Annotated in this window: 23 protein-coding genes and 2 pseudogenes; 15 read left to right on the forward strand and 10 right to left on the reverse strand. The window is 57.2% G+C overall.

Features of this window, described 5'->3' with window-relative positions:
- Window positions 1-265: 265 nt before the first annotated feature.
- From AC07VG_RS09510 to AC07VG_RS09525, 4 genes and pseudogenes are all read left to right on the forward strand, one after another.
- On the forward strand, window positions 266-1,468 hold the full coding sequence (locus AC07VG_RS09510) for a glycosyltransferase family 4 protein (RefSeq protein ID WP_495003633.1): 1,203 nt from the start codon (window positions 266-268) through the stop codon (window positions 1,466-1,468).
- Window positions 1,465-2,652 (forward strand): glycosyltransferase family 2 protein, encoded by a 1,188-nt coding sequence (locus tag AC07VG_RS09515; protein WP_495003632.1) that lies wholly within the window; start codon window positions 1,465-1,467, stop codon window positions 2,650-2,652. Before AC07VG_RS09510 ends, AC07VG_RS09515 begins: the two co-directional genes overlap by 4 nt.
- Window positions 2,652-3,404: a WecB/TagA/CpsF family glycosyltransferase gene (locus tag AC07VG_RS09520; protein WP_495003631.1), complete on the forward strand. Its 753-nt coding sequence runs from the start codon at window positions 2,652-2,654 to the stop codon at window positions 3,402-3,404. The genes AC07VG_RS09515 and AC07VG_RS09520 overlap by 1 nt, the downstream gene beginning before the upstream one ends.
- A 120-nt stretch (window positions 3,405-3,524) precedes the next feature.
- Window positions 3,525-3,663 (forward strand): annotated as a pseudogene (locus tag AC07VG_RS09525) (transposase); the annotation flags it as partial.
- Window positions 3,664-3,715: 52 nt separating this feature from the next.
- On the opposite strand, the gene AC07VG_RS09530 reads toward AC07VG_RS09525, so the two are convergent.
- The 3 genes from AC07VG_RS09530 to AC07VG_RS09540 all read right to left on the reverse strand — a co-directional run bounded on the left by AC07VG_RS09530 (window position 3,716) and on the right by AC07VG_RS09540 (window position 7,047).
- Window positions 3,716-4,270 (reverse strand): hypothetical protein, encoded by a 555-nt coding sequence (locus AC07VG_RS09530; protein WP_495003630.1) that lies wholly within the window; start codon window positions 4,268-4,270, stop codon window positions 3,716-3,718.
- A 442-nt stretch (window positions 4,271-4,712) separates the two neighbouring features.
- Entirely contained in the window at window positions 4,713-5,819 is a 1,107-nt protein-coding gene (locus AC07VG_RS09535; RefSeq protein WP_495003629.1) for a glycosyltransferase 61 family protein, read from the reverse strand.
- Between the two features lie 85 nt (window positions 5,820-5,904).
- Window positions 5,905-7,047 carry a GNAT family N-acetyltransferase gene (locus AC07VG_RS09540; protein WP_495020919.1) on the reverse strand — a complete coding sequence of 381 codons (1,143 nt, stop codon included), beginning with the start codon at window positions 7,045-7,047 and terminating at the stop codon, window positions 5,905-5,907.
- Between the two features lie 440 nt (window positions 7,048-7,487).
- On the opposite strand from AC07VG_RS09540, the pseudogene AC07VG_RS09545 reads away from it, so the two are divergent.
- Window positions 7,488-7,607: pseudogene (locus tag AC07VG_RS09545) on the forward strand (transposase domain-containing protein); the annotation flags it as partial.
- A 55-nt stretch (window positions 7,608-7,662) separates the two neighbouring features.
- Here AC07VG_RS09545 and AC07VG_RS09550 read toward each other — a convergent pair.
- Window positions 7,663-9,084: an undecaprenyl-phosphate glucose phosphotransferase gene (locus tag AC07VG_RS09550; RefSeq protein WP_495003680.1), complete on the reverse strand. Its 1,422-nt coding sequence runs from the start codon at window positions 9,082-9,084 to the stop codon at window positions 7,663-7,665.
- A 9-nt stretch (window positions 9,085-9,093) separates the two neighbouring features.
- Window positions 9,094-9,393 carry a hypothetical protein gene (locus AC07VG_RS09555; protein WP_495020920.1) on the reverse strand — a complete coding sequence of 100 codons (300 nt, stop codon included), beginning with the start codon at window positions 9,391-9,393 and terminating at the stop codon, window positions 9,094-9,096.
- Window positions 9,394-10,062: 669 nt separating this feature from the next.
- Between AC07VG_RS09555 and AC07VG_RS09560 the strand changes: the two genes are divergently transcribed.
- Window positions 10,063-10,269, forward strand: coding sequence for a hypothetical protein (locus tag AC07VG_RS09560; RefSeq protein ID WP_495003626.1), 207 nt, complete (start codon window positions 10,063-10,065; stop codon window positions 10,267-10,269).
- A 74-nt stretch (window positions 10,270-10,343) separates the two neighbouring features.
- On the opposite strand, the gene ertE is transcribed toward AC07VG_RS09560, so the two are convergent.
- Together ertE and ertD are read right to left on the reverse strand one after the other, a co-directional pair.
- Complete coding sequence (gene ertE / locus AC07VG_RS09565) at window positions 10,344-11,597, reverse strand: N-carbamyl-l-glutamate amidohydrolase ErtE (protein WP_495003625.1); 1,254 nt, start codon at window positions 11,595-11,597, stop codon at window positions 10,344-10,346.
- Window positions 11,594-12,976 carry a hydantoin-5-propionate amidohydrolase gene (gene ertD / locus AC07VG_RS09570; protein ID WP_495020921.1) on the reverse strand — a complete coding sequence of 461 codons (1,383 nt, stop codon included), beginning with the start codon at window positions 12,974-12,976 and terminating at the stop codon, window positions 11,594-11,596. Before ertD ends, ertE begins: the two co-directional genes overlap by 4 nt.
- A 181-nt stretch (window positions 12,977-13,157) precedes the next feature.
- On the opposite strand from ertD, the gene AC07VG_RS09575 reads away from it, so the two are divergent.
- The 5 genes from AC07VG_RS09575 to AC07VG_RS09595 all read left to right on the forward strand — a co-directional run bounded on the left by AC07VG_RS09575 (window position 13,158) and on the right by AC07VG_RS09595 (window position 20,093).
- Window positions 13,158-14,039 carry a LysR family transcriptional regulator gene (locus AC07VG_RS09575; protein ID WP_495003623.1) on the forward strand — a complete coding sequence of 294 codons (882 nt, stop codon included), beginning with the start codon at window positions 13,158-13,160 and terminating at the stop codon, window positions 14,037-14,039.
- A gap of 197 nt (window positions 14,040-14,236) precedes the next feature.
- Window positions 14,237-15,337, forward strand: coding sequence for a thiohydantoin desulfurase (gene ertC, locus AC07VG_RS09580; protein WP_495020922.1), 1,101 nt, complete (start codon window positions 14,237-14,239; stop codon window positions 15,335-15,337).
- The gene (gene ertB, locus AC07VG_RS09585) at window positions 15,334-16,983 is read left to right on the forward strand and encodes a thiourocanate hydratase (RefSeq protein WP_495020923.1); all 1,650 of its coding nucleotides are present in this window, start codon (window positions 15,334-15,336) and stop codon (window positions 16,981-16,983) included. Before ertC ends, ertB begins: the two co-directional genes overlap by 4 nt.
- A gap of 16 nt (window positions 16,984-16,999) precedes the next feature.
- Entirely contained in the window at window positions 17,000-18,352 is a 1,353-nt protein-coding gene (locus AC07VG_RS09590; protein WP_495020924.1) for an MFS transporter, read from the forward strand.
- A 115-nt stretch (window positions 18,353-18,467) separates the two neighbouring features.
- Window positions 18,468-20,093, forward strand: a complete 1,626-nt coding sequence (locus AC07VG_RS09595) for an HAL/PAL/TAL family ammonia-lyase (RefSeq protein ID WP_495020925.1) — start codon at window positions 18,468-18,470, stop codon at window positions 20,091-20,093.
- Window positions 20,094-20,205: 112 nt separating this feature from the next.
- Here the strand turns inward: AC07VG_RS09595 and AC07VG_RS09600 are convergent, their stop codons facing one another.
- Complete coding sequence (locus tag AC07VG_RS09600; RefSeq protein ID WP_495020926.1) at window positions 20,206-20,829, reverse strand: glutathione S-transferase family protein; 624 nt, start codon at window positions 20,827-20,829, stop codon at window positions 20,206-20,208.
- Window positions 20,830-20,936: 107 nt separating this feature from the next.
- Window positions 20,937-21,722, reverse strand: a complete 786-nt coding sequence (locus AC07VG_RS09605) for a PhzF family phenazine biosynthesis protein (RefSeq protein WP_495020927.1) — start codon at window positions 21,720-21,722, stop codon at window positions 20,937-20,939.
- Here AC07VG_RS09605 and AC07VG_RS09610 point away from each other — a divergent pair.
- Together AC07VG_RS09610 and AC07VG_RS09615 are read left to right on the forward strand one after the other, a co-directional pair.
- Window positions 21,721-21,855: a hypothetical protein gene (locus AC07VG_RS09610; protein WP_495020928.1), complete on the forward strand. Its 135-nt coding sequence runs from the start codon at window positions 21,721-21,723 to the stop codon at window positions 21,853-21,855. The genes AC07VG_RS09605 and AC07VG_RS09610 overlap by 2 nt on opposite strands.
- Entirely contained in the window at window positions 21,830-23,326 is a 1,497-nt protein-coding gene (locus AC07VG_RS09615; protein WP_495020929.1) for an aminotransferase-like domain-containing protein, read from the forward strand. Before AC07VG_RS09610 ends, AC07VG_RS09615 begins: the two co-directional genes overlap by 26 nt.
- A gap of 87 nt (window positions 23,327-23,413) precedes the next feature.
- On the opposite strand, the gene AC07VG_RS09620 is transcribed toward AC07VG_RS09615, so the two are convergent.
- Window positions 23,414-24,346 (reverse strand): LysR substrate-binding domain-containing protein, encoded by a 933-nt coding sequence (locus AC07VG_RS09620; RefSeq protein ID WP_495020930.1) that lies wholly within the window; start codon window positions 24,344-24,346, stop codon window positions 23,414-23,416.
- 153 nt (window positions 24,347-24,499) lie between these two features.
- Between AC07VG_RS09620 and AC07VG_RS09625 the strand changes: the two genes are divergently transcribed.
- A complete protein-coding gene (locus tag AC07VG_RS09625; RefSeq protein WP_495003614.1) occupies window positions 24,500-24,913 on the forward strand; it encodes a tautomerase family protein in 414 nt (137 codons plus the stop codon).
- Between the two features lie 68 nt (window positions 24,914-24,981).
- Window positions 24,982-25,995 carry a GlxA family transcriptional regulator gene (locus tag AC07VG_RS09630; protein ID WP_495003613.1) on the forward strand — a complete coding sequence of 338 codons (1,014 nt, stop codon included), beginning with the start codon at window positions 24,982-24,984 and terminating at the stop codon, window positions 25,993-25,995.
- Window positions 25,996-26,089: the final 94 nt, after the last annotated feature.

Raw genomic sequence — 26,089 nt, forward strand, 5'->3', positions numbered from 1 at the left:
ATCCCGTACAGGATTTTTTATTGGACTCTCCGAAGAGATGCACCTGTAAGGTGGTTGGTTTTGTTGACAGTGACGTCGATCGACATAAATAAAAATACAAAAAATTCAAGTGATATAAAACGGCCTCGTCCAAGTGGGGTATTGCTCGGAGAACAGGCAAGGATCGGAACAAACGCCGTGGTGCTTGTTGACGTTCTTGATAATTGTACTACTGTAAAAGTACCTGTAGTAATAATTCACTGCAACGACATCTAAGCTGGTTCCTATGCGTATCGCTTATTTGATCAATCAATACCCCAAGGTCAGCCATAGCTTCATTCGTCGTGAGATTTTGGCGTTAGAGCGCCAGGGCTTTGTGGTGCAGCGCGTTGCTCTGCGTGGTTGGGATGCCGAGTTGGTGGATGCCGAGGACGTGTCCGAGCGCAGTAAAACTATCTATGTGCTGCAGGGCGGAGTCAAAGCGCTGTTAGTGCCTGTGCTGCAAGTACTGCGCGCCCAGCCGCAACGCTTTTTTTCGGCGTTGTGGCTGGCGCTACGTATGGGCCGGCATGCCGATCGGCCCTGGCCGTACCATTTGGTCTATTTGTCCGAGGCGTGCCGCCTGCTGTTTTGGTTGCAGGCGTTCGGCGCCGAGCATGTGCATGCGCATTTCGGCACTAACTCAACCGAGGTGGTGATGCTGGCCAATGCACTCGGCGGGCCAGCGTACAGTTTTACGGTGCACGGCCCGGAAGAGTTCGACAAACCGCAGTTTATTCATTTGGGTGAGAAAGTCCGGCGCGCGGCTTTTGTCGCGGCTATCAGCTCTTATGGGCGCAGCCAGCTGTTTCGCTGGGTAGCTCATGCGCACTGGGCAAGGGTAAAGGTGGTGCATTGTGGTCTGGAGCGGGCGTTTCACGATGTACCCGCAGTTGCCGTGCCATCCGTACCGCGGTTGGTCTGCGTGGGTCGCTTGTGTGAGCAGAAGGGCCAACTGTTGTTGCTTGAGGCCGCCCGTATCCTGGCAGCGCAAGCCGTGGTGTTCGAGATAGTACTGGCCGGCGATGGGGAAATACGTCCGGAAATCGAAGCCCTGATTGCACGGCATGGCTTGCAAGCGCAAGTGCGAATCACTGGCTGGATTAGCAGTGAGCAAGTGCGGGCGGAAATTCTTGCGGCGCGGGCCTTGGTGTTGCCGAGCTTCGCCGAGGGCTTGCCGGTGGTCATTATGGAGGCCATGGCCTTGCGCCGGCCAGTACTGACGACCTATGTGGCGGGCATTCCCGAGTTAGTGCGTCAGGGTGAGAACGGTTGGTTGTTTCCCGCGGGAGCTGTGGATGAGTTGGCAGCGGTGCTGGCGGACTGCCTCGCGCAACCCGTCGAGGTGTTGCAGCGGATGGGCGAAGCGGCTTATCAGCGAGTGCTGGAGCGACACGATATCGATACCGAAGTGACCAAGTTGGCTAATTTGTTTAGGGCGCAAGCATGATCACCTTACTTGATTGGCTGTTCAGCACACTGCTGATGCTCATAGTCCTGCCGGTGTTGGTGCTGTTTTTGCAGGTGCTGCTGGCCTGCCTGCCTGTGCGGTTGCGCTCGTCGGCGCCAAGATCGCGGCTGCGGGTGGCGGTGTTGGTACCGGCACACAACGAATCCTCGATGATCGTCGCGACGTTAAATACCATTCGGCCGCAGTTGCTAGAGGGCGATCGCTTATTGGTGGTGGCGGACAACTGTTCTGACGACACGGCCGCGCTGGCCCGCACGGCGGGAGCCGAGGTGGTGGAACGCAGCAATGATCAGCAGTGTGGCAAGGGTTATGCGCTGGACTTTGGGATGCGTCATTTAGCGAGCGTGGCGCCGGACGTCATGATCATTGTCGATGCCGATTGCCAGGTGGGTGAGGGCTCTATCGAGCGTTTGGCAATGTGTTGTATCGACTCAGGGCGGCCAACGCAGGCACTTAATTTAATGCGTGCTCCAGCAGGTTCCGGGCTAAAAGTGCGGTTTGCCGAGTTTGCCTGGCGTGTGAAGAATCTGGTGCGGCCGCAAGGTTGGGCTTGGCTTGGTTTGCCCTGTCAGTTAATGGGTACGGGAATGGCTTTCGTCTGGAGGGATCTGGCTTTGATCGATTTAGCCAGTGGCCACATCGTCGAAGATTTGAAGATGGGCTTCGATTTCTGCCGCAACGGCAAGCCGCCTCTGTTTTGCCCCGATGCCCTAGTGACCAGTTATTTTCCGCGCAGTGATGAAGGTTTAAGTACCCAGCGTACGCGCTGGGAGCATGGTCATCTCGGGGTCATCCTTGGTGATGCGCCAAAGTTGTTTGTAGAGTCGATCAGCCGGCGTAACTGGAACCTCCTGGCGATGACGCTGGATTTATTGGTTCCTCCGTTGGCCTTATTGACGTTAGCGTTGGGGGCTGTTTTTAGTCTGTCATGGTTGGTGTTTCTGCTGTGGGGAGCTTTGGCTCCAGCATTAATCGCTTCTGCCGGGGTGGCAATATTGAATGTGACTATCTTGCTGGCATGGAGCCAATTTGGTCGCGAGATTATATCTTTTCCAGCCTTGTTGTACGCGCCGTTCTACGCGATGAAAAAAATCCCCCTGTATCTAGGCTTTTTGTTTAAGCGCCAAGTTGAGTGGGTGCGTTCGAAGCGAGATGACAATTAATGCGCGCTTTTGCTTGGAAGCACAACTGGCAAACGATTATCCAGAAACTCAGGGTGGTCAATGATCTCGTTGATGAGCAAGGATTGATTGATACTTTATCCAAGCCTGACGCGGCGACAGTACTTGGATTCGTCAATGCCTTCGCCATGAACTTGGTGGCGGGCAACACCGATTACTATAACGCGCTGTCCGCTGCTGACGTGTTATTACGGGATGGCTCCGGCATGGCTATCCTGTTTCGCCGACTCGGCTTAGTGCCGGGGCTAAATATGAATGGCACGGATTTTATCCCCAAATTACTGGCCGCGTTCAAGGGCCGGCGCGTGGCTTTTTGGGGCACTGCAGAGCCCTTTCTAGCGAATGCGGTGCAGCGTAGCGAAGCGGTCTTTGCGGTCAATGTAGTTTCTGCTCACCATGGTTTTGCTGAGGTGGATGCCTACATCAACCTTGCCCAGCAACTGCAGCCAGAATTGGTTGTGCTGGGCATGGGCATGCCCAGGCAAGAAGCCGTTGCTGCCAGGCTAGCTGTGAGCGGCGTGCCATGCCTGATAGTGTGCGGCGGGGCGATCCTGGATTTTCTCGGTGGCAAAGTTGTTCGGGCTCCGCAATGGGTGCGTCGTCTCGGTTGTGAGTGGGTATTCAGGCTGATGATTGAGCCAAAGCGGTTATTCAGTCGCTATGTGGTTGGTAATCCGATGTTCTTGTTGCGTACGCTGATCTGCAGAGAGGCGCCTACATTAAGGAAACCCTGAAAAAGACTTACCGTTTCTGGTGAAATACGCCGATCCCGTTGCACGAGTTTCCCATGAAGCAGATGAATGACCTTCGCCGACGCCGAGTACGCCGGCAAGCGCAAGTAACCGCGTAAGGAATTGTTCCTGATCGAGATGGATCAGGTGGTGCGATGGAAGGGGTTGATCACTTTGATCGAGCTACATTGCCCGAAGGGTGAAGGCGGCTCGTCCGGCCTCTCCGTTGATGGCGATGCTGCGCGTGCATCTGTTGCAGAACTGATTCGGTTACAGCGATCCGACCATGGGGAGGCATTGTACGAAAGCACTACCTACACCTTACGTCGATTGGCAAACACGATAAATCCAAACAACGCGGAAAAAAATAACCATGCTGCCGCAGGAAGCGATACCGCACTCCGTCGATTGATATAAGAATTGGCTGTCCCAGCCGGACCTCTACCCTGGACATGCCGACCAACCCCGAACTGGCCATTGGCAAGCGCCGCCATTAAACTGTTAAATGAAGATGCGTTGGCGCACGGCCCAAGGAAGCTGACCCACTCGCCGAGAGCGTTGACCCCATTGTTAAACACACCCTTGGTAGCAATGCTCTGCGTGTCAGAATCACCGGAGAAGTCGGTGTGAAAGCCAATGGTGTTGCCACCTGGAAGAGACAAAGGCACGTCAATGCTGTTTCTAAGAATAAACAGCGCACCACCCGGGCGCTCTTTGATCAGCATGCCTAGTTGAGGCCCTAAATTATCGCCAGCGTTGCTCATGCAACTAGATTTATAGACCAAACTGGCCGCCTGAGCACTAGAAACAGTCGCACCATTCAGGAACATTAATAAAAAAGCGGATTTAATAAAAAGTGTCAGGTGCATAACATCGCCTCCCTGAGCAGAGGAGTATGCTTTTGTCGGACGAAGGATTCCTTATCAAGTTAAATTGAGCATAGTAGGCACATCGCAACCGCGTCAATAGTGCGTCATTACGATAAATATAAATAGAAGGCGCGTGTAATTGCGTCAAAATAACGTCGCAAAAAATAGGTCAGGCATCAATCAAGCGGACTCTATCCGCATGAAATAGCTTCAGGCTTGAGCATCGCCCGCAACAGGGCGGTCTCAAAGACCAAATGCAGCACGCGCTACCTGATGCTGTGAAGATGCACGACGCGACGGCGACCTCTGCGGTGGAGGGCTTCAGCGCAGCACTCAAATTGAAATTTGACCCAAGGCGCGTTGCCGATATCCCAATTGGCGTTTGATCACTCGGAATGGGGGGCTCGACCTTGACACGAGGAGCGTGGTTCAGATCAAGTCTTCATGAAGGGAATAGGTCTAGAGTGCGCTCAACCTCATCGGGGTCGATTGTAAAGCCATTGCCCTCTGGCGTTCCCACCACAAAGCCAAAATTCTGATGATCGCGATCCGTTAGATACTTGTAATAACAGATGAAACGATTCGGGGGCTGCAGAGCCAGCAGTGAGCCCCCCGGCTGAAGTACATTAACACCATGTACGAGATGACTCCCCTCGATCCCCACCACGGTTTTTGCTCCAGCGCAGGTCGCTACGATGCTCGGAACATCGGTTTTCGAAGGGTCGAGAATGCGAAAACCTCTGCGGTTATGCAGACGTTCAGCGAGTTCCATTTCATTGTGTAACAGTCGCGATTCACCGCTGCCGCCTCGCAGAATGAAAACTCCGGGGTGAGAGCTGTACCTTACGTGTGACAGTAATTTTTCACCCATCGCGCGAAAGCGTAAATGCCTGTTTCGATTTTGACTTAGATCATCGAATATCACGAGCTCACGAAAAAACGCATTGCGTAAACGAACCGGTGTTATGCCAAGCCAGTCCTCATATTCGGGAACCTGGGGAAATAGAGGAAACCTGGTGGATGGCGCGGTCGTCACCGGAACGCCTTCGTCGCATGCTAATGGGTAAGTTGCACAGTCTTCCATCAGCCAGGAGCCAAACCATTTGTTTCCACCTGCTGTACAGTAAATCGCCCCGCGCTCCATCTCGGTTTCCACGGAGATTTTTGGAAGCCAACCAGATCTAGGAGATAAGCAGGATTTTGCGTTGCCCTTGTAGAGTGTCCCATCTATCAGCCAGACATCTTTAAGCAGGTGGCCCCGTGTTGGACCATGATCAACGCTGCCTATTCCTTCCATTGTACGACGGGGGTGTTCGTAAGGAAAAAAGCGTTCTTCCTCCCACCCTGTCACCCGTTCGAGTTGATTGGGCAGGAAAAAAGCCGGCGGAGAAATTGATGTTTCGCCAGGCGCAATATTCCAGGTTTTCACCGCTGCACTTTGCGGGGTTTCCGCCGGTTTTCGCATAACCCGCGCTCTTACAATATGCTGGTATGCAGCAAGGCTCCATTTTGTCCGGTTGCTGCTCGTTAACACCCGTAATTCCGACATATCATGTTCACTCTCATTCGCCTCTACAAAAAAACAGTTAACGGCGCAAGCGCCTAAACTGCATTTTTTAACATCAGAAAGCTGCTCAGGTAGATATAATCCTCTCCACAATGGGCGGGGACTTCAAATGAGCATAACGACTACGTAACCTGTCGAGAAGAAGTTCGCTTGGGTTCTTGGCACAGTAGAGATAAATTTTGTATAGCCCGCCAAACCCCATGTTAATATAGCGAGTCGCCACTTCCTCATCGGTTTGCCCGTTCGGCAAGCCAAGATGAAGTGTCAGTTTTTTTCCCTCGACAGCAAATAACGGTGTATTCCAAAGTAGTTGCGCGGCACCCACCTTGGGTAGTCGGACAAACATATAAGCGTGGTTACCCAGCGTATCAACATCACCGCCACGTCTTCTTTTCCATTCGAGAAGTCCGTCGTCTGGGCGGGCCAGGCAAGTACCGATGTCATAATAGTCAAAGCCATTGTTTATTGCCCACTCAAGCTCCATAAATGTAGTGATCGAGTTGACTTCATTCAGCCTTTTGGTATCTGAAAAAACCGCCTCGGGATAGCCAGCACGTATCATGCTCCAGTAGCGTTTTCCGGACCGAGTAATTACGCACGCAAGTTGGCATGCAACAATGTCGTCTTCCAACAGTATTAGATCAAGCCGGCCAACAGTCTTTGCTATCCTTAAAACTTCATGTGTGGCAATTTGCGAGGCGGCAGTGCCATGCCTTGCGATGGCATAGGGTTGAAGCATTTCCCTGTCGGCTCTTTCAATTTCGTCATCCGTCAGCGCCTGCTTCATTCGGTAGCGCGACTGGTTCTTGCGTATATTTCGACGTAACTTACTATCGTAGCCCGCCGTGATATCGTCAATGGAGCGACCCAGCGGCACGATAGCACTCAGAAAGTGAGGCACATACAACGCGCCCAAGGTTGGCATTTCACTGACCAGAACCGTACGGTTCGATTTATCCGATTCCGATGTGCTGTCGGCCACAGGAGACTCCACCCCCATGAGAACCTTGGCCATCTCCCGCTGTGCTCTCCTTCCCACATAGAGGATGTCGTAAGGACTGTCTTTCCGCAGCTTGAATCTGACAATTTCCCAGCGCCAGAAACAGGCTCGCCCAAGTATGTCTCGCAGCCAGGCCGCAGTTTTTCTTAGCTCAAATCGTATTGAGGGAGATATGAGTTTTCGGATCGGTACCGCTAAATACGCTTTCATTTCCGGCACTCTTTTTAACTTGCCTTTTGGTTAAGCCAGAAAAATATCAATTGGTAAATTCAAGCAATACTTCCAATTTTGATGTGGAAGGCTCATTCAGCGGGGAAATACTCAGTAATATCCTCGCCTCTAGAAGTATTAAAGATGCGAGGTAGACGTTTTGCAAGGGAGCCGCTGCAAAAATAGCCAACTGCTTCAGTTCTTGGCCCACTGAAGCTCCTCTCGATCGTAACCGCGCCATGAGCCCCACATTCAAAACCGGCAATTGATCCCCGATGCTGTGCTCCCCTCTCTCTCTGGCGCCAGCCCGTCATGATGCGTCTCGACGCTAAAGTCGAAAAAGTCTGTCTCTACCCCCAAGCCCGTAGCCTTCCAGAAATCCATTGACGGCCTCGCAGCCTTGGTCGAACTGTATATCAAGGTGGCGGTATTCGACAGCCAACGGCCAAGAGCTTTATACGTGGCGGCGCCACGTACTTGAATGCCTGCCACAAGCTACTTCGGTAGAAGACTTCGAAGCCTTGCTGCCGTGGAGCTGTTCCCCAACGATCTCGTACTAAATGCCCGCATCGGTTTTTTTGCCATGTGTGGTTTATGGGTTGCTTACAAGACTGGCTAATAGGCTCGCTTGCCGGTGAAGGCAAACAGCGTTCGCAGAAGAATGACGAAATCGAGCCAGAGCGACCAGTTGTTGATGTACTCAATGTCAGACTCAACACGCTGAATCATCTGCTCTATATCTCTTGTTTCACCGCGAAAGCCACGCACCTGAGCCAGGCCTGTGATGCCTGGCTTGATATTGTGACGTGCAAAATAATCTGCGATGCCAGGCGAGTACTGCGCATCATGCTGAATAGCATGCGGGCGAGGCCCCACCAGGGACATTTCCCCCATCAAAACGTTGAACAACTGTGGTAGCTCATCCAGGCTGGTTCGCCGAATAAAGGCTCCAACCCTGGTCATGCGCGGATCATTCTTTTCTGCCTGCTTGACGATGCCGTCTTCCAGCTGATGGATGATCATGCTTCTGAACTTCCAGATACGAAAAACTCCACTCCAGCCCATGCGCTCCTGTCGAAAGAACACCGGTCCAGGGCTATCGACCTTGATGGCAATCGCGATAGCCACCAGCAACGGAGTCGCCAGAAGCAAGATGAGAAAAGCCAAGACTTTGTCCTCAACATTCTTCAGAAACAGACGCATCCCCATCAGCGGAGTTTCAGACAAAGTCAGCACGGGAATACCGGCAATTTCACGAACGCTGTGATTGATCAAGCGCAGTGAGAAAATGTCAGGCACCCAATTAATAGCAATGTGCTTATCAAGCAGCTTTAAGTAAACATCCTTAATGATCTCCGAGCCATCCAGAGGTGTAACGAAATATACGGTATGAATGGAGTGTCGCACGATTAACTTATCAAGGTCGGAGATATTACCCAGTATCGACAAACGTTGCGTGCTTTCTGAGCCCTCCTTCCTCCGATCATCGCCCGCCTCAATCAACACACAACCGACCACCCGTTCACCCAGCCAGGGATTATTGCTTATTTTCTGGTGAAGGAAGTTAGCCAGCTCCCCCGAGCCAATAATAAGAGCAGCTTCCAATTGATTCGGGTGGGTCAAGAGTTTCTTCTGCACTTCGAGTGTCGCCAGGTGCAAAAGCAACTGGGCGAAATATCCAACAATAAATAACTGCGCAACCAATAAGCGCGAGTACTGTTCACTTTGTTTGGTCAGAAAGGCCATGACAACGAGAAAACCAAAAGCGGCAAGCCACGCCTTTAAAAGCTTAAATGCTTTGACGGTAAATCCCACATTGCTTCGGTAAATAGCATAATGGTCGTACACGACGGCCAACGCCCCAAGCAGCAACAGGAGCATGATGACATACGCCTGCGTTATAACGCCGATATGATAATCGATCAAATACCATGCGATACCGATCACAGCAACAAAATCGAGACCGGCCTGAATAGCGTTACTGGTGCTGCTTCTTCGCTGGAGTATGGAGCGGCTACTGCTGGGTTCGAATATCATCATTAGACCTCATTGAATTGAGCGTCCAAAACGCTTATCTGTCGAGCAATAAAAGGCAATGAAAATATAATTATTAATTAACTTATCAGCGTTGAATGATCCATCCGCGGTGCACCGCAGCTTCGATGATGCGCACCACATTGACAGCTCTCCTAGTGCCAGCGCCTTGAGCCAGTCGCCCTGAACCCTCAGCGCCAGACCCTTCTTGGCCTTCTCAGCCGGCGAGGAGCAGGGCGCCAAGCCAACAGAGCGGACTGCAAGGCGCGCGACCCAGGCGTCTTTGTCAACGTTGCTCAAATACATCTTCATCGAATTCACCCCCTTGGAGGTCAATGCGGAATATGAGCCGCCAGCCGTGGCACAGCCAATCTCATAAAATCTTGTAAGCGCTTATCTGCAGCAGTAGGCGCTTCGCAGGCTCTCCACATCCTTCTTTCCACGGTATAGCCCAGTGTGGACAAAGCATGTCAGCAAACTGACGTGTTCCTCATGTTGAAAAATGGTCGGGAGTTAGGCGATCTGCCATCAAGTGCCGTCAGACAGCGGCTCTGCCTGTGGTTGAGGCATTGCAGATGCTGTAAAGAAAGCGATAAACGGTCATAAAATTTGAATTGCGGGGGGTTGACAAAATGTAGGTGTGTCATTTTTGGGTCATCTGTTTTTTGACGCTTTTGCACGTTAGAAGGCATTTCTTGCGCTTTAAGTGCTTGCTGCGAGTGTCAAAAAATGGCCCGTCACTAACTCGCCATACCGAATCAGGAGCGAGTGACACAGGCACCTTGCGCCGCTCATGGGGAGCGCCGCGACACCATTCGTCGCCTATTAAAACCTGGCGCGGAATACACGAGGATGCTTGGCTTGCGGTTTGCAAAGGCCGGTCGTAGCGGCCCCGGAACGACGTAATTCTGACGCGGCGGCAATCAAATCAACGCTTCAGGACTCCAGCGATACGCTTGGTCAGTCACCGGGAGATGTACCGTGTCAACTCTCAATGAAATCGCAGCGAACCACGCGAGAATGGCCAAGGCAAAAGAAGAAGAGTCGACCGGACTGAGTGAGCTACACCTGCAGATTGTGTGTGGCTTCGACATTCCATCCAGTGATGCTCAACAGCACATTCCACTGCACCTGATCTCTGGAACGCAGGACAATCAGCTCGGACAAGCCGCCAGCTACGTGCTCTGACTGCGCTTGACCCAGGGCACTGAGGAGGGCGCCTGTCCTTGCGGGCAGACGCACCTGGCCGTGTTCGCCTGAGCTCAGGCCAGTTCCTTGTCCAGATTGATCAAGCTCTGCGCCAGCACCGCCGCGCCCCGGGCCAATTGCCCCTCGTCAATGGATTCTTCCGGGCAATGGCTGCGGCCATTCAGGCAAGGAATAAACACCATCCCTACCGGCCCGGTCGGCGCGACATACACCGCGTCGTGCCCGGCGCCGCTCGGCAGGCGCCGATTGGCCAGGTCCAGGCCATCCGCGGCCTGGGTAATGGCTCGCATCACGGTTTCCGAACAGTGTGTAGGTCGGGCGCGGCTGACGTGTTCCAACGTCGCTTCCAGTCGCAGCTCGGTCAAGCGCTCTGCGCACTGGCTCATGATGTCCTCGGGGAAGGTATCCAGTACCTGCTGACTGTCGCTGCGTACTTCCAGCATCACTTCAACCCGGCCAGGCACCGCGTTGGGCACGTTCGGTGTCATCGCCAGGCGGCCGATGGTAGCGACCACATAATGCGGATTACCACTTTGCCCGGCTGCCGTACGCTGCACCCGATCGATCACATGCGCCGCTCCCACCAGTGCATCCCGGCGAATGTCCATGGGCGTTGTGCCGGCATGGTCGGGTTGGCCGAGCACGGTGATCAGCGCCCGGCGGATGCCGACGATGTGCGTCACCACGCCAATGGGCAACTGCGCCCGCTCCAGCACCGGTCCCTGTTCAATGTGCAACTCGACAAACGCCGCCGTTTCACCCGCGCGTCGCAGCGGCCGGTCCAGCAGTTCCGGCCGGGCGCCGATGCGGCGCATACCTTCGGCCAGTGTTTCGCCCAACTGGTTTTTCGCTGCCAGCATACCGGCGTCCAGTTCGCCGGAGAACGCGCGACTGCCGACGCAGGAAATGCCGTAGTCGCTGGGTTCTTCCGAGAGGAAGTCGATGACCTCCAGCGGATGCTCCAATTCAATGCCTGATTCCTGAAAGCGCTGGGCGATCTCAATGCCTGCCAGCACGCCGATAATGCCGTCGAAGCGTCCGCCACTGACCACGGTGTCGCAATGGGAACCGGTGACCAGCGTCGGCAGGGGTTGTTTGCCTTCGCGGCGTCCGATCAGGTTGCCGCCGGCGTCGATGCTCACGCTCAGGCCGGCCTCTTGCATTTGTGTGCTCAGCCATTGCCGCGCTTCGATGAACAATGGGCTGAAGGCGCGACGGGTCCACGGCATGTCGTCCCGGGTGAACTCGGCCAAGCGGTTGACCCGCGCCCACAGACGCTCGGAGTTGATCAGCTCATTCAGGTTCATTTCCTACCCTCGGTGGTGTTGGCACGCGGTCGCAGGAAGCGTCCCTGGCCGGCTTGATTGACAATCTTGTGCTGCTCGTACACGGCCAGGCCCCGGCAGTAAGTGGCCTCTACGCGCACGTTGAACTCCATGCCCTCGAAGGCGCTCCAGGTGACGGCGGACAGGCTGCTACTCGGGTCATAGCGGTACTTTTGCGGGTTGAGGATGACGAAGTCGGCATCCTTGCCGGGCTCGAACGAACCCTTGCGATCGTCCAGCAAAAAGTGCCGGGCCGGGTTTCGGCACAGCAGTTGCGCGACCGTCATGGGCGACAGGCCGTGTTGCTCGCAACCGGTCCACAAGGCCGGCAACAGCGTCTCCAGCCCCGGGCCGCCGGATGCGTTCTTGAACACGTTGGCGTCAGCCTTGCGTTCCAGTCCCCAGCTCACATGGTCGGATGAGACAAAGGTGCAGTTGCCTTCGGCGATATGCGCCCAGAGTTTTTCCGACTCGGCCTTGGGGCGGATCGGCGGGTAATGTTTGGTCCTGGCACCGAAGCGACGGGTGTGTTCTTCGTGGTTGAGCATCAGGTACTGCACGCAGGTCTCGATGCTGACCGGGTGGCCGCACTGTTGATACATGCGGTGCAGTTCAAAACCACGCGCCGTAGAGACATGCACGGCGTGCGCGCGGGCGCCGGTCTGGGCTCCGAGCTCGTAGATCTGAGCGGTGGCGAGGTCCTCGATCAACGGGGTATGCGCGCGCAGAAAGGCGTCCCACCCGGTGTCGTTGGCGATCTGCAACGCCTGAATATTCTTGCGGGTCAGTTCCTGCATCTGATTGTGGACCGCGCAGGCCAGCCCGCTCGGTTCGATCAGCTCGAAAGCGCTCTTCAGATCGTCTTCTTCTACCCGTGGAAAGCGTCCCGGACTGGCCTCGAAGGTCGAGAACTTGAGGGCACAGACACCGCCCTCGATCAATCCGGCAGCTGCCTCAAATCCATGGGTTGTATTGAGGGTACCGAACAGCGCTACATCGATATGACAGTCGCGTTCCACTTCGGCAATTTTGCGTTCGAGCAAGGCTCGACACGCGATGGGTTCCGGGTCGTCGTAGGGCATGTCGACCATCACGGTAATGCCGCCGGCCGCCGCGGCCCGTGACGCCCAACCGAGCCCTTCCTGGTGGGCCTGACTGCCGGAGTGTACCTGGCCGTCGATGACCCCCGGCAACACCCATTTCCCTCGGGCGTCGATGACCTCCCGAGCCGCGGGTGGCAGACCAGTTCCGCGGGTTACCAGCTTGCCGCCGCGTATGGCCAGCCAACCGTTTTCGACGATCCGGTCCGAGTCGACCAGGTTGCCCAGGACCAGCAGATCCAGCGTTTCGTAATCGCCCATGATGCTCAAACCCCTTGTTCAGTTACCCGTTCGTGCCCCGGTAAAGCTGGCAACGACAGGCGCTCTTCGATCGCTTGTCGCGATGTTGGAGCCAGTGTAAGTTGGGTTTTTCCATCATGTCTTATGCTTGTTTATTGCTCGTGCATAACACTGTGTTATGTCTTTTGAAGGAAGGCCGAACGTGAATCTGAAGCAGATCGAAGTGTTCCGGGCAATCATGCTGACGGGCTCCATCAGCGGTGCCACCAAGCTGTTGCATGTCTCGCAACCGGCGGTCTCGCGTTTGCTCTCGTACACGGAGCAACGCCTGGGTCTGACCCTGTTTGAACGGATCAAGGGCCGTCTGTACCCGACCCCTGAGGCGCGCATTCTGTTCGCTGAAGTCAACTCGGTGTACCAGGGTGTGCAACGGGTCAATGAAGTCGCCGAAGACCTTATCCAGAACCGCATGGGCCACCTGCGTATTGCCTGCAGCCCGAGCCTGGGGCTGAGCCTGATCCCGGCGGCGATCGCCAAGTTTCACCGTGAGCTGCCAGAAGCGCGGGTGATCCTGCACACCATGATTCCCGATGTGCTCTTGCAGGCAGTGATCACCCAGCAGGTGGAGTTGGGCATCGCTTTTCTTCATGAAGGGCATCCCAATGTGCAGTCCCGCGAACTCTACGAAAACCGCCTGGTGGCGGCGCTACCCAGCGGCCATCCATTGACGGCCAAAGCGGTGATCCAGTTGGAAGACCTGATCGAGCAACCCTTTATCGGTTATGGCAGCGATATCCCTATCGGGCGACTGGTGAGAAAACTGCTGGCCGACCGCAACATCGTGCTGCGCCCGGCGGTGGAAGTGCAGCAAATCCACGTCGCCTGCGCACTGGTACAGGCGGGCGCGGGGATTGCTCTGCTGGACGAAATCACCGCACTGGGGCCGGTCTGGACCAACGTGGTTTTCCGGCCCGTGGAGCCAAAGGCCAACACCCCGATCAGCATCGTGCACGGGATGTACGAGCCGCTGTCGCGACTGGCCCAGAGATTTATCGTGACCCTGGAATCGCTGAAGGCGCGCTGACCTGAAATGCCTTGCCTGCCTGCTGTAGGGATAGGAAAAGTCCTTAACATTCTGTTATGCGCAGACAATAAAAAGTAATACGACAGCCGAGTTCAACGCCCCCTAGTATCGAATTCAAGCAGCGCAGTTCCCCGGACCCACGGTCCTCGGCGATCTGCGCGACGAATAATTCAGATAGACCGCAAGGGGAGATGGACATGGGGCGTGTGTTGACGCTGAAGGATGTAGAGGCCGCAGTAAAAGGCGGGTCAGTCTTCGCCTGTGGTGGCGGCGGTTGGGTTGAGCATGGTCTGGAGTTGGGCCGTCTGGCCGTCACCATCGGCCGACCTGAGTTGGTCAGCCTGGATGAGGTCGCCGACGACGCTTGGATCGCCACTGCCGCCGCCATCGGGGCCCCCGGCGGCCTGACTGACTGGCAGATGCTCGGCGTCGATTACGTCAAGGCTGTGCAACTGGTCCAGGAGGAGTTGGGCGCGCCGATCTACGGGCTGATTGTGGGTCAGAACGGGATGTCGAGCACGCTCAATGGTTGGCTGCCAGCAGCGATTCTTGGCACCAAGGTCATCGATGCCGTCGGCGATTTGCGCGCCCATCCCACTGGCGACATGGGCTCTCTGGGGTTGGCGTCGAGCACTCAAGCGATGATCCAGGCCGCCGTTGGTGGCAACCGCGAGAACAACGCCTACATCGAATTGGTGGTGAAGGGCGCTACGGCCAAAGTCTCACCGATTCTGCGTAAAGCTTCCGATATGTCCGGTGGTTTCATTGCCAGTTGCCGCAATCCGATACCTGCTGCGTATGTACGCCAGCACGCCGCACTTGGAGGGATCAGCCAGGCCTTGTCACTGGGCGAAACCATCATTGCGGCCAGTTCCAAGGGCTCCTGCGCGGTGATCGACGCCATTTGCAGCCATACCGGCGGTCACATCCTTGGCAGCGGCCAAGTCATGGCCAATACGCTGCGCTACACCGACGAAGCCTTTGATGTCGGGGTGGTGGATATCGGTGAGGGGCCGGGTCGTTGCCGGGTGCATGTGATGAATGAACACATGGCCGTCGATGACCATCAGGGCCAGCGTCTGGCGACCTACCCGGACGTGATCACCACCCTCGACATGCAGGGTAACCCCATCAGTGCCGGACAGCTCAAGCCGGGCATGGAAGTGGTGATCTTCCACCTGCATCACCGGCAGATTCCGTTGTCTTCCTCGGTCATCGACCCGGCCGTTTACCCCGCGGTCGAGAAAACCCTGGGCATCGAATTGTTCAGCTACCTGGACCTGGGAGCGGGCGCATGAAAAAGTCCTTCACCGTAACCGGCGGCACGACGCTACGCTGTCGCGGCTGGCGCCAGGAAGCGCTGCTGCGCTTGTTGGAAAACGTCCTGGCCGTGGGCGAAAACCCGGATGAGCTGGTGGTCTATGCCGCCCTCGGCAGGGCTGCCCGTGACTGGCCGTCCCACGCCGCCATCGTCCAGGCGCTGATGACCATGGGCGAAGACCAGACGCTGATGGTGCAGTCGGGCAAGCCCATCGGTGTGCTGCAAACCCACGTCAATGCACCGCTGGTGATCATGGCCAACTGCAACATGGTCGGCCAGTGGGCCCAGGCGGAAAACTTCTACCAATGGGAAAAGGACAACTTGATCTGCTGGGGGGGACTGACCGCCGGGGCCTGGCAGTACATTGGCTCCCAGGGCGTGATCCAGGGCACCTACGAAATTTTTTCGCGCATCGCCGAGCGTCACTTTGACGGTGATCTGACCGGCCGTTTTATCCTCACCGCCGGGTTGGGCGGTATGGGGGGCGCCCAGCCTCTGGCCGGGACCCTGTGCAACGCGGCGATCCTGACGGTTGAGGTCAATCAGAAGAGCCTCGACAAGCGCCTGAAGATCGGCTTCCTGCAACACCAGGCCGCGGACCTGGACACTGCACTGGCGATGATCTCCGAGGCACAACAACAGCGCCTGGCGATTTCCGTCGGCTTGCTGGGCAATGCGGCCGAGGTCTACCCGGCCATTCTGGCTCGTGGAATTATCCCCGATATCGTCACCGACCAGACCGCCGCCCACGACCTGGTGTATGGCTATGTTCCCGCCGGTTACAGCCTGGAGCAGGTCAAACAGCAGCGTGAAAACGATATCAATGGCCTGATGACCGCCAGTCGTTTGTCTATCGTGCAGCACGTCGAAGCCATGCTCGGTTTCAAGGATCAGGGGGCCGTGGTGTTCGACAACGGTAACCTGATTCGTACCCACGCCCACCAGGGAGGTGTGGCCCGCGCCTTCGAGATTCCGATTTTCACCGAGGCGTACCTGCGACCACTGTTTTGCCGGGCCATCGGGCCATTCCGCTGGATCGCCTTATCCAACGACAGCGACGACATTCGGCTGATCGACGACTACTTGCTGGAGCATTTTGCCGACAACAAGATCGTCAGTAACTGGATTCATCTTGCCCGCCAATATGTGCCCTTTGAAGGCTTGCCGGCGCGTATCGCCTGGCTCGGTCACGGCGAGCGCACCGAGTTGGCTCTGGAGGTCAACCGGATGGTCGCCGATGGCCGCTTGAAAGGCCCGATCGCCTTCACCCGCGATCACCTGGACGCCGGTGCCATGGCGCATCCCAACATCATGACCGAGAACATGAAGGACGGCTCCGACGCCATCGCCGACTGGCCGTTGCTCAACGCCCTGATGAACTGCGCCTCCATGGCCGACCTGGTCGCGATTCATTCTGGCGGCGGCGGCTATAGCGGTTACATGACCAGCTCGGGGGTCACGGTGATCGCCGATGGCAGCGAGGCGGCGGCACAGCGTTTGCAACTGGTGATTACCAATGACACCAGTGTCGGTGTGATGCGTTATGCCGATGCCGGTTACCCGGAATCGCTGGACGAAGTCGCGCGAAAGTCTTTGCCCTACATCCAGTTGGCAACCCATTAATCGGTAGGCGACGAGCATGCATAATAAAAACATGATAGCGCCGGTGATGAGTCACGCCACGTCGGCAAGCGATGTCGCGACGCCGGTAAAATACAGCGGACGCAAGGCGATTGCCGCTGCGTCCATCGGTAACGCGCTGGAGTGGTACGACTTCTCGGTGTACGCCTTTTTTGCGGTGTACATCGCGCAGAACTTTTTCCAGCAACATGACGCCGGAGCACAGCTGTTCGAAGCGTTCCTGGCCTTTGGCATCGGCTTTGTGATTCGCCCCATCGGCGCGCTGGTGATCGGCGCCTACGGCGATCGCGTCGGGCGCAAGGCGGCGCTGATGCTGACGATCCTGAGCATGGCGGCGGGCACGGCGATCATCGCCTTCGCCCCGCCGTACAGTGCCATCGGTATCGGTGCGCCGTTGTTGATCTTGTGTGGCAGGGTGCTGCAAGGTTTTTCCGCCGGCGGTGAAGTGGGTGGCGCGGCGGCGTTTCTGATCGAGCATGCACCGCCGCAGAAGAAGGGCCAATACGCCTCCTGGCTGCAAGCGAGCATGGGCATTTCCAATGTGCTCGGGGCGTTGGTTGCAACGGCGGTGACGCTCACGTTGACCGCGGAGCAGGTCGGCGATTGGGGCTGGCGCATTCCGTTCATCATCGGTTTGTCCATCGCGCCGATTGGCCTGTGGATGCGCCGCACATTGCACGAAACCCCGGTGTTCGCCGCCGAGCAGGCACGCCGCGAACAGCAACCGAGCACGCCGCTCGCACCGTTGTTGCAACTGTTCAAAACCCAGCAGCGCGCGTTGATTCAAGGCACCGGTTTGTCGGTGTTGTGGGCGATCAGTGTCTACTCGTTGATCATCTATATGCCGATCTACGTGCAGCGGGTGATGCACTTTGAAAGCCATCAAGCGTTTCTGGCGGCGCTGATTGGCAACGGCGCCATGGTGCTGGCGTGCGTTACCGCGGGCACCTGGTCCGATCGCGTCGGGACTTATCGCATTCTGGCGAGCGGTGCGGGGTTGTTGCTGGCCGGCAGCTATCCGCTGCTGGTATTGCTGGACAGCGTCCACACCACGGCGATGTTGATTCTGGTGCAGACGCTGTTCTGCATTCTGATTTCACTCTTCGTCGGCGTTGCGCCCAAGGCCCTGGCGGACCTGTTTCCCACTGAGGTTCGCGCCAGTGGCATGTCGGTGTCCTACAACTTGGCAGTGACGGTCTTCGGTGGCTTCGCACCGGCCATCCTGACCTGGCTGTCAGATAACACCGACAGCCGTTTTACACCGGCTTGGTACGTGATGATCGCCAGCGTCGTCGCCCTGCTGACCTTGTGCTCCATGGCCCGCAACCCCACGCCGGCCCCTCCCGAGTAACCCCTGCGCTCGACCCGCGGCACTGCTTGCAATCTCATGTCACTGACCTGCTTTCAGATCAGCCCCCATCCTTTTATTACATCAAAGGTTCATCATGCTAAACAGGCTTGCATTAGTGTTCGTTTCTGTTGTCAGTGTGGGATTCAGCCCGTTCACCCTGGCCACTGTACTGGATGGCTATTCCATCACGCCCCGAATCATCGCCCAAGTGGCTGACGGTGAACCGGTAAGCGTGGCGCCGGCCGCGTTGAAACGGGTCGAGCAGGGCCATCAGGTGTTGATCGAAGCCGCCCAACACGGCCAGAAAATCTACGGCCTGACCGTTGGCGTCGGTCTGAACAAGGATCGCTCGATGGTCGACATCCACGGGCGCTTGAGCCAGGACGTTATCGACGCCTCGCGCCAGTTCAACATCGGCCTGTTGCATGCCCATTCCGGAGGCACGGGTGAGCCGCTGACACCGCGGGTGGTACGGGCCGCGATGGTGGCCCGACTCAATAACTTGCTGACCGGCAGCGCCGGGGTGGCACCGTCGATCATTGATGCGTATGTGGCATTTCTGAACAAGGGGATTACCCCCTATATCCCGGCCCATGGTTCAGTTGGCGAGGGCGATATCACCGTGCTCAGCCACGTCGGCCTGGCAATGTTGGGCGAGGGTGAGGTGTTCTATCTGGGCAAGAAAATCCCGGCCCGGCAGGCACTGGAACGCAGTGGTACCAAGGCCATCGTGCCGTATGCCAAGGATGCCCTGTCGATTCTGAGTTCCAACGCCTACTCCGCTGCCGACGCGGCACTGGCGCTCAATGAACTCGGGCATCTGTTGCCGATCAACACCCTGACCTTCACCTTGAGCCTGCAGGGACTCAACGGTAATGTCTCGCCGTTTCTGGAGAATACCCTGGCGCTCAGGCCATACCCCGAGGTCCGGGAAATGGGCGCGCAACTGCGCGGCTTGCTGCAAGGGTCGAGCCTGTGGGAACACGATGACCAGCGCCCATTGCAGGATCCGCTCAGCTTCCGTTCCGGGGTCTATTTGTTGGCCGAGTTGCAGCGCAGTTATCAGCTCGCCACTGAGCAGTTGACGATTCAACTCAACAGCTCCGATGACAACCCCGGCATCGCCCTGGACGTCAACGCGCCGAGCCAACGTGCCCAGGAAGCCTACGGTTATGTCGACAGCAATGGCGTCAAAGGCGCGGTGCTACCCAGTGCCAACTTCGAACCGCTGCCCTGGGTGCTGGCCTTTGAGCAGTTGAGCCTGGCACTGGCCCATAACTCATTGGCCAATGTGCAGCAGATCATCAAGCTGAACAACCCGAGTATCACTGGCTTGAGCCGTTTTCTGGGCACTGACAAGACCGTCCATGCCTTCGGCGCCATGGAAAAACCGGCGGCGCAGTTGGCCATGCAGAACAAGATCCTGGCAATGCCGGTGTCACTGGATTACTTCCCGGTGGCGGGGGATATCGAAGATATCGCGACCAACGCGCCGATGGTGGTAGAGCGCCTTCAACAGCAGATCGACAACAGCTATGAACTGTTGAGTGTGGTGTTGGTGCACGATGCCCAGGCCATTGACCTGAGAAAGAACAGCGGCAAAAGCTTCACCCTTGCTCCCAAAACGGCGGGACTCTACGAGGCACTGCGCAAGAAGGTGGCCTTCATGGACACCGATCGCAGCATGACCCCGGACTTCCAGGCGGCGGAGTCGGTGCTGCAGGCCTACGACGCTCGTTAAATGAATGACGTGCTGGGTATTGCGGGTGCTGCGGGCGGACGACGCTTAAGTCTTCCGCTCTCCCGTGGGATCAGGGCGGGGTGTTGGGCGCATGCATGCGGATGAACAAATATCACGGCATGCCATTGCGCCCATGCAGCAAGAATCCCGGGCGTTGGCTCAGGCGTTCAAAGTAAGCCTGTACCGCAGGCAGCTCGGTACGTTCCATCGGCGTCATGTACCACCGATTCGCGGACAGTCCCAGCACCACGTCGGCAAGCGTGAAGCTCGATCCCGTCGCATAGGCGCCGGTTTTTGCGAGCTGCGTGTCGAGTATCTGCATGTGCCGGTTCCAGTTGGCAATGCTTGCCGTAAGAGCCTGCGGATCGGCATGTGCGGGGCTCTGGCGGACCAGGGCCATAAAGGCATAGCGCCACGCGTTGTTCAGCTCCGTGGCCTGCCAGTCCATCCATTGCTCGACGCGCGCTCGGTCCTTGGGCGCTGTCGGCAGAAGGTCATTTCGGCCATGCTGGCTGGCAAGATACCGGCAGATGGTATTGGACTCCCACAAAGTGGATGTTCCATCCTGGATCACAGGGACCATGGCGTTGGGATTCAGTGCCAGAAACTCCGGCGCTTCAGTGGACCTGAAGCCCGCGCCCCATTGTTCGTGTTCATAGCTCAATTCCATTTCGGCACACAGCCAGAGTACCTTGCGCACATTGATGGACGAGGATTTTCCGAAAATCTTAAGCATGGAAGTCATCTTTCTAAATTGGCGCCCATGAGCAGCTGGAAGCCATTGCATGGGCTCGGTGCAAAGTTGCGGGCGTCATGGTTGTGGTGCTCCGAGTGGAGAGATTCTCAAATCTCCACTTCGCCCTCCAGGTAGAAGACACACGTACCTTCCAGTTGGACGCGATCGCCGACCAAGCGGCAAATGATCTCGCCACCGCGCCGCGAGGCCTGGAAGGCGCGAAACGCGGTCTTGCCCAGTCGTTTGGCCCAATAAGGCGTCAGCATGCAGTGCGCGCCTCCGGTTACGGGATCTTCCGGGATGCCCTTGGCGGGGGCGAAATAGCGGCTGACGAAGTCGTAAGTGCTGTCCCCAGGCGCGGTTACGATCACTCCACCTCGGTTCATCCGGGCGATTGCTGCGATGTCGGGGGCCAGCTCACGCACGAGCTGGGCACTCTCCAGCAATGCCAGGTAGTTGAAGGCATCGGCGAAAACCTCGACAGGAACAATGCCCAACGCTTCGGCCAATCCGGGCGGCGCTGGCACCGGCTCGGAGGGCCGGGCCGGAAAATCCATGACGTATCCCGTGTCTGTTCGCTCCACCGTCAGGGGGCCGCTTGCCGAGTGAAAGACCACCTTGCGGCGCCCGGGTTCCAAGCGCTCCATGACCACCGCTGCGCTGGCCAGGGTGGCGTGGCCGCAAAGCGGTACTTCGGTGGTGGGTGTGAACCAACGCAGGCGATAGTCACGCCCGTCGGCGACCAGAAAGGCAGTCTCGGCCAGGTTGTTTTCGGCGGCAATGGCCTGCAGCGTTGCGTCGTCCGGGAAGTGATCCATAGGCATTACCGCAGCGGGATTACCGGCAAATCGGCGAGCGGTGAAGGCATCAATCTGGAATAGGGGAGTGCGCATGGAGGTGATCCTGGAAAAGGCCATTTTTAATTCAGGACTTGAAATTTATGTGCAATTATTGAGTTTGTTAATATCCATTTTAAAATTGGACTGGTTAAAAACACCTTATGGCGATACCCACAGCCCTGGTTGACTTTGGTTTTCAGCCCGATCCGACGGCCACTCAGCCGATCTATATGCAGTTGACTGTCGCCCTCTCGGACGCGATCCGGGCGGGGCGCATCGCCGTCGGGGTTCGACTGCCGTCCGAGCGTTTTTGCGCCGAGTATCTGGGCGTCAGCCGCACCACCGTCACAAGCGCCTACCAGGAGTTGATGGCCATGGGCTTGGTGCGCGGCTATGTCGGGCGCGGCACTGTGGTGATTACCGACGATCCCGATCGAGCATCCGCCGATGCCATTGCCTGGCCGCAGCTCGCCTCACGGTTCGCCCGCTTGGGTCGAGAAGTCCGCGTAGCCACAGGCTCCGACTTCATCTCGCTCGGCGACGGCTGGTTGCACCCCAGCCTTATACCGAGCGCCGCCCTCGCGGTTTGCACGAGCAGAGTCGTGCAAGCCCCGGAAGTCTTGACCAAGACGGCACCCATCCTCGGGTTGGCGCCTCTGCGCGAGGCGTTAATCGGCATCTTGCGCGCGAATGGAGTGAAGGCCACCGCCCACGAGATTCTCGTCACCGGTGGTGCCCTGCAGGGCCTCAATGTCATCGCCCGCGCCTTGCTCTCGCCAGGCGACATAGTGGTCAGCGAAAGTCCCTCTTGGCCCGGCGCCTTTCAGGCGTTTCGAGCCGTTGGCGCCGAAGTGGTGGGGGTCGCCATGGATCGCGAGGGGATTGACCCCGCGGCCCTGGAGGATGTTCTGATTCGCCAGCGCCCCAAGTTTGTTTATCTGATCCCCTCCTTCCAATGCCCAACGGGCCGGTTGATGAGCTTGGAGCGCCGCCACCGTATCCTGGACATCTGCACCCGCTTGCGCACACCGATTGTGGAGAGCCATGTCTACGGCGATATTGCCTTTGGCGAAACACTGCCGACCCTGAAGAGCCTCGACACCGCCGGAATCGTGATTCATCAGGGCAGCGTTTCCAAGACCGTCAGTGCGGCTTTGCGGCTTGGCTGGCTGGTCGCCCCTCTGGCCGCCCTGGAACTTCTGTCATCGGCCAAGGCCAGCCTCGACCTCTCGACACCGACCTTGGCCCAGGCCGTTCTGGCTGATTTCTTTCAAAGCGGCGCTTACGCCCGTCACCTGCCGCCATTTCGTGCGGCGCTTCAGGCGCGCCGTGACACTCTGATTAGCGCACTCGCCGTTCATTGTCCGGAGCTGCGCTGTGTCACGCCGCAAGGCGGGCTCTACCTTTGGGCGTATCTGCCAAAGCCCATCCAGGCACATGAGGTTGAGGCCGCCGCTGCCGCCGAGGGCGTATCAATACGTGGTGGTGGGGCATTCTTGCCCGATGGAGGCGCATCAAACCATCTCAGGTTGTGCTACGCGGCCCCCGCTCTGAATGAGATCGCCATCGGCGCCCAGCGCCTTGGCAACGCTATACGGACCGTGCTGCAGCGACACAAGGACTCGGCCACGCAGCCGTCTGTGATCGCCTCGGTATAGTGGATCAACGACGGGGCAATGGATTTCGTTGAGGCGCTCGGAGGCCGTGGCTGCGCGCTGCATGAGCGTGCTCGGCTTGCGCTGCGCTCACGGTGCTGAGCGGCATGGCGACTCTGGTGGTGGGTCTTGGAAAACGCTCGGCAAGTGGCTCTGTTCGGCCTGCCGCAGCAGCCATGTGCAGAACAGGTCGAGTTTCTTGCTCTGCTCCGGGCTGCGCTTGGCAATATAGGTGTAGCGGCTTTGGTGAAAGCCGAATGGCGCGAGTAAACGGCCAAGACGAATGTCGTCGGCCACCAGGTGCCAGGGGGCGACGCAAATGCCCAGGCCGGAAATCGCCGCCTCCAGGGTAAAATAATAGTGTTCGAACTCCACTCCGCCCGGCACGACCGCCGGATAGCCGATTGCATCACTCCAACTGGTCCAGGCGTCCGGGCGAGTTTTTGTGTGCAGTAGCGGGTGCCGGAAAATGGCGTTCAACTCGGTTAGTTGAATACGCGCGGCTAGCGTGGGTGACAGCACGACGCCCAATCGTTCAGGAAACAGCAGCAGGGTATTTTCCTGACCGTCAGCAACCCCTTGCTCAGCACTGATCATCACGTCATAGCGGTCTCGGCCCGGATCGCTGGCCTGGGCTGAGGAGCTCAAGCGAATCTTGATCTCAGGGTACTTCGCATTGAAGTCGAAAAGACGGGGAATCAACCATTTGAGCGTAAACGTGCTGAAGCAGGACACGTCCAGAATACCCGTCGCGGTATCACTGATTCTGCCGACGGCGGCCTCGATCTGATCCAGCGCGGCGGTCAAATCGGGCAGCAGCTCTTTCCCGGCGGCGGTGAGCCGCGGTTTGTTTTTGGCACCCTCGAACAGTTCCACTCCAAGGCTCAGCTCTAACTGGCGTACCTGGCGACTCACGGCTCCGGGTGTGACAGACAGCTCTTCGGCGGCGGACGTCATTTTTCCCAGTCGGGCGGCAGCCTCGAAAGAGCGGAGTGCATTCAGTGGTGGGAGGCGACGTTTCATAAAGTGACTTTAACTCAAATTGAAAGAGCGCATAAATCGATTTCCAGGCCCGTTCCGGTTTTGCAGAATCAGTCGGTTCCTGCCCGTCTGGCTGCCGTTCAAGGGTCGCCAGGAGGATAGGCGTATCTCCTGAATCAATTGAGAAAATATCCCATGCCCTTCGTTAGAACATCGGTCATCAGCGGCACCAGCCAGCAGCAACGTCAACACATCGTCGATGGCATACACCAAGCGCTGGTAGAGAGCATTGGTATGCCCCAGGATGAGCTGTTCAACCTGGTTGTGGATTATGATCCGCAACAGTTTTTTTACAGCCGTAGTTTTAATGGCATTGCGCGTTCAGACCATCTGATCGTGATTGAAATTACGATGCGCAGAGGTCGCAGTGACGCGATGAAGCGCGCGCTCTACCAAAAAATTGCGCACAACCTCGCTGCTCAGGCACAGGTTCGCCCGCAAGACATTTTCATCTTCATGCATGAGAATGACTATTCGGATTGGTCGGTGGGCTTGGGCAAATTTGCCATGGCGCTGGAGCAACAAGTCGGTGATGCTTCCAGCGTGTAGCGGCCAGGTGTTGCCCCTGATCAATCCACCAAACAACTGTTGGTTAACGCAATCGAGTGATTCAAACCTTGATCGAACGACGCCAATTCAGTGGAGGGATGAAGGGGAAAAACCTCCGCTATCTGAATGAAAGCCCCGGCCAGCCTGGACAAATGACCCGGACAGGCTTTCTGCTGCTCGAGCATTTTTCCCTGCCGGCGTTTACCCAGGCACTGGATACGCTGGTCACGGCGAATCTGCTGCGGCCCGGGTTGTTCTCTTCGCGAACCTTCGGCCTGGATGACGGGGAGGTCATCAGCGATCTGGGCCTGGTCATTCGACCCGATGCCCGTATCGATATTTCCGCCATTCAGAACCTGGACCTGCTGGTCATTTGCGGCGGCTACCGGACAGAACTGAAGGTCGATGATGAGCTCAGCAGCCTGCTGAGGGCCGCGTCAGATCAGGGTGTCAGTCTGGCCGGCTTGTGGAATGGCGCCTGGTTCCTGGGGTGCGCGGGCTTGCTGGATGGCTACCGTTGTGCGATTCACCCCGAACATCGTCCGGCCCTGGCGGAAATCTCCAAGGCGACGCAGGTCACCAGTGAGGCCTATGTCATCGATCGGGACCGGCTCACCGCGTCCAGCCCCTCGGGGGCTTTCCATATGGCGTTGGACTGGATCAAGGGTTTGCACGATAAAGCCCTGGTCGAGGGTATCGAGGACATCCTGGCTTTCGAGGAGTCGCGCTACCGGCGCATCAAACCGGCTGAAAATGTCTGTGTGAGCGCGCCACTACGGGAAGTGGTCAAGTTGATGGATACCAACCTCGAAGAACCGCTTGAACTGGAGCAACTGGCCGCCTACGCCGGCCGTTCCCGGCGACAGCTCGAACGTTTGTTCAAGGAGCAACTGGGCACCACGCCGCAACGCTATTACATGGAATTGCGTATCACCGAGGCGCGTCGGCTGCTGCAGCACACCGAGTTGTCCCAGGTCGATGTGCTGGTGGCCTGTGGTTTTGTATCGCCGAGCCATTTCAGCAAATGCTACAGCTCGTATTTCGGCTACCGACCGTCCAAGGAAAAGCGTCTGGTTAAATAAAGTTTTTCTCGAGTCGCCGCACCGGGTTGGCTTGAGCGGATTTACCTTGCCGCGCCGAGTAGGAGAGGGCGCGGCTCATGCGTTATGCTTTGCC

The sequence above is a fragment of the Pseudomonas sp. GW821-FHT03C07 genome (assembly GCF_059420925.1).

Bases quoted from the DNA above. Each gene is read 5' to 3' on its own strand.
- AC07VG_RS09620 (WP_495020930.1), bottom strand. From the start codon at position 24,346: ATGAAACGTCGCCTCCCACCACTGAATGCACTCCGCTCTTTCGAGGCT.
- ertE (WP_495003625.1), bottom strand. From the start codon at position 11,597: ATGAACCTGAATGAGCTGATCAACTCCGAGCGTCTGTGGGCGCGGGTC.
- AC07VG_RS09600 (WP_495020926.1), bottom strand. From the start codon at position 20,829: ATGCTTAAGATTTTCGGAAAATCCTCGTCCATCAATGTGCGCAAGGTA.
- AC07VG_RS09610 (WP_495020928.1), top strand. From the start codon at position 21,721: ATGGAGGTGATCCTGGAAAAGGCCATTTTTAATTCAGGACTTGAAATT.
- AC07VG_RS09510 (WP_495003633.1), top strand. From the start codon at position 266: ATGCGTATCGCTTATTTGATCAATCAATACCCCAAGGTCAGCCATAGC.
- AC07VG_RS09605 (WP_495020927.1), bottom strand. From the start codon at position 21,722: ATGCGCACTCCCCTATTCCAGATTGATGCCTTCACCGCTCGCCGATTT.
- ertD (WP_495020921.1), bottom strand. From the start codon at position 12,976: ATGGGCGATTACGAAACGCTGGATCTGCTGGTCCTGGGCAACCTGGTC.
- AC07VG_RS09540 (WP_495020919.1), bottom strand. From the start codon at position 7,047: ATGAAAGCGTATTTAGCGGTACCGATCCGAAAACTCATATCTCCCTCA.
- ertC (WP_495020922.1), top strand. From the start codon at position 14,237: ATGGGGCGTGTGTTGACGCTGAAGGATGTAGAGGCCGCAGTAAAAGGC.
- AC07VG_RS09550 (WP_495003680.1), bottom strand. From the start codon at position 9,084: ATGATATTCGAACCCAGCAGTAGCCGCTCCATACTCCAGCGAAGAAGC.
- AC07VG_RS09625 (WP_495003614.1), top strand. From the start codon at position 24,500: ATGCCCTTCGTTAGAACATCGGTCATCAGCGGCACCAGCCAGCAGCAA.
- AC07VG_RS09520 (WP_495003631.1), top strand. From the start codon at position 2,652: ATGCGCGCTTTTGCTTGGAAGCACAACTGGCAAACGATTATCCAGAAA.
- AC07VG_RS09555 (WP_495020920.1), bottom strand. From the start codon at position 9,393: ATGAAGATGTATTTGAGCAACGTTGACAAAGACGCCTGGGTCGCGCGC.
- AC07VG_RS09535 (WP_495003629.1), bottom strand. From the start codon at position 5,819: ATGTCGGAATTACGGGTGTTAACGAGCAGCAACCGGACAAAATGGAGC.
- AC07VG_RS09530 (WP_495003630.1), bottom strand. From the start codon at position 4,270: ATGCACCTGACACTTTTTATTAAATCCGCTTTTTTATTAATGTTCCTG.
- AC07VG_RS09515 (WP_495003632.1), top strand. From the start codon at position 1,465: ATGATCACCTTACTTGATTGGCTGTTCAGCACACTGCTGATGCTCATA.
- AC07VG_RS09615 (WP_495020929.1), top strand. From the start codon at position 21,830: ATGGCGATACCCACAGCCCTGGTTGACTTTGGTTTTCAGCCCGATCCG.
- ertB (WP_495020923.1), top strand. From the start codon at position 15,334: ATGAAAAAGTCCTTCACCGTAACCGGCGGCACGACGCTACGCTGTCGC.
- AC07VG_RS09590 (WP_495020924.1), top strand. From the start codon at position 17,000: ATGCATAATAAAAACATGATAGCGCCGGTGATGAGTCACGCCACGTCG.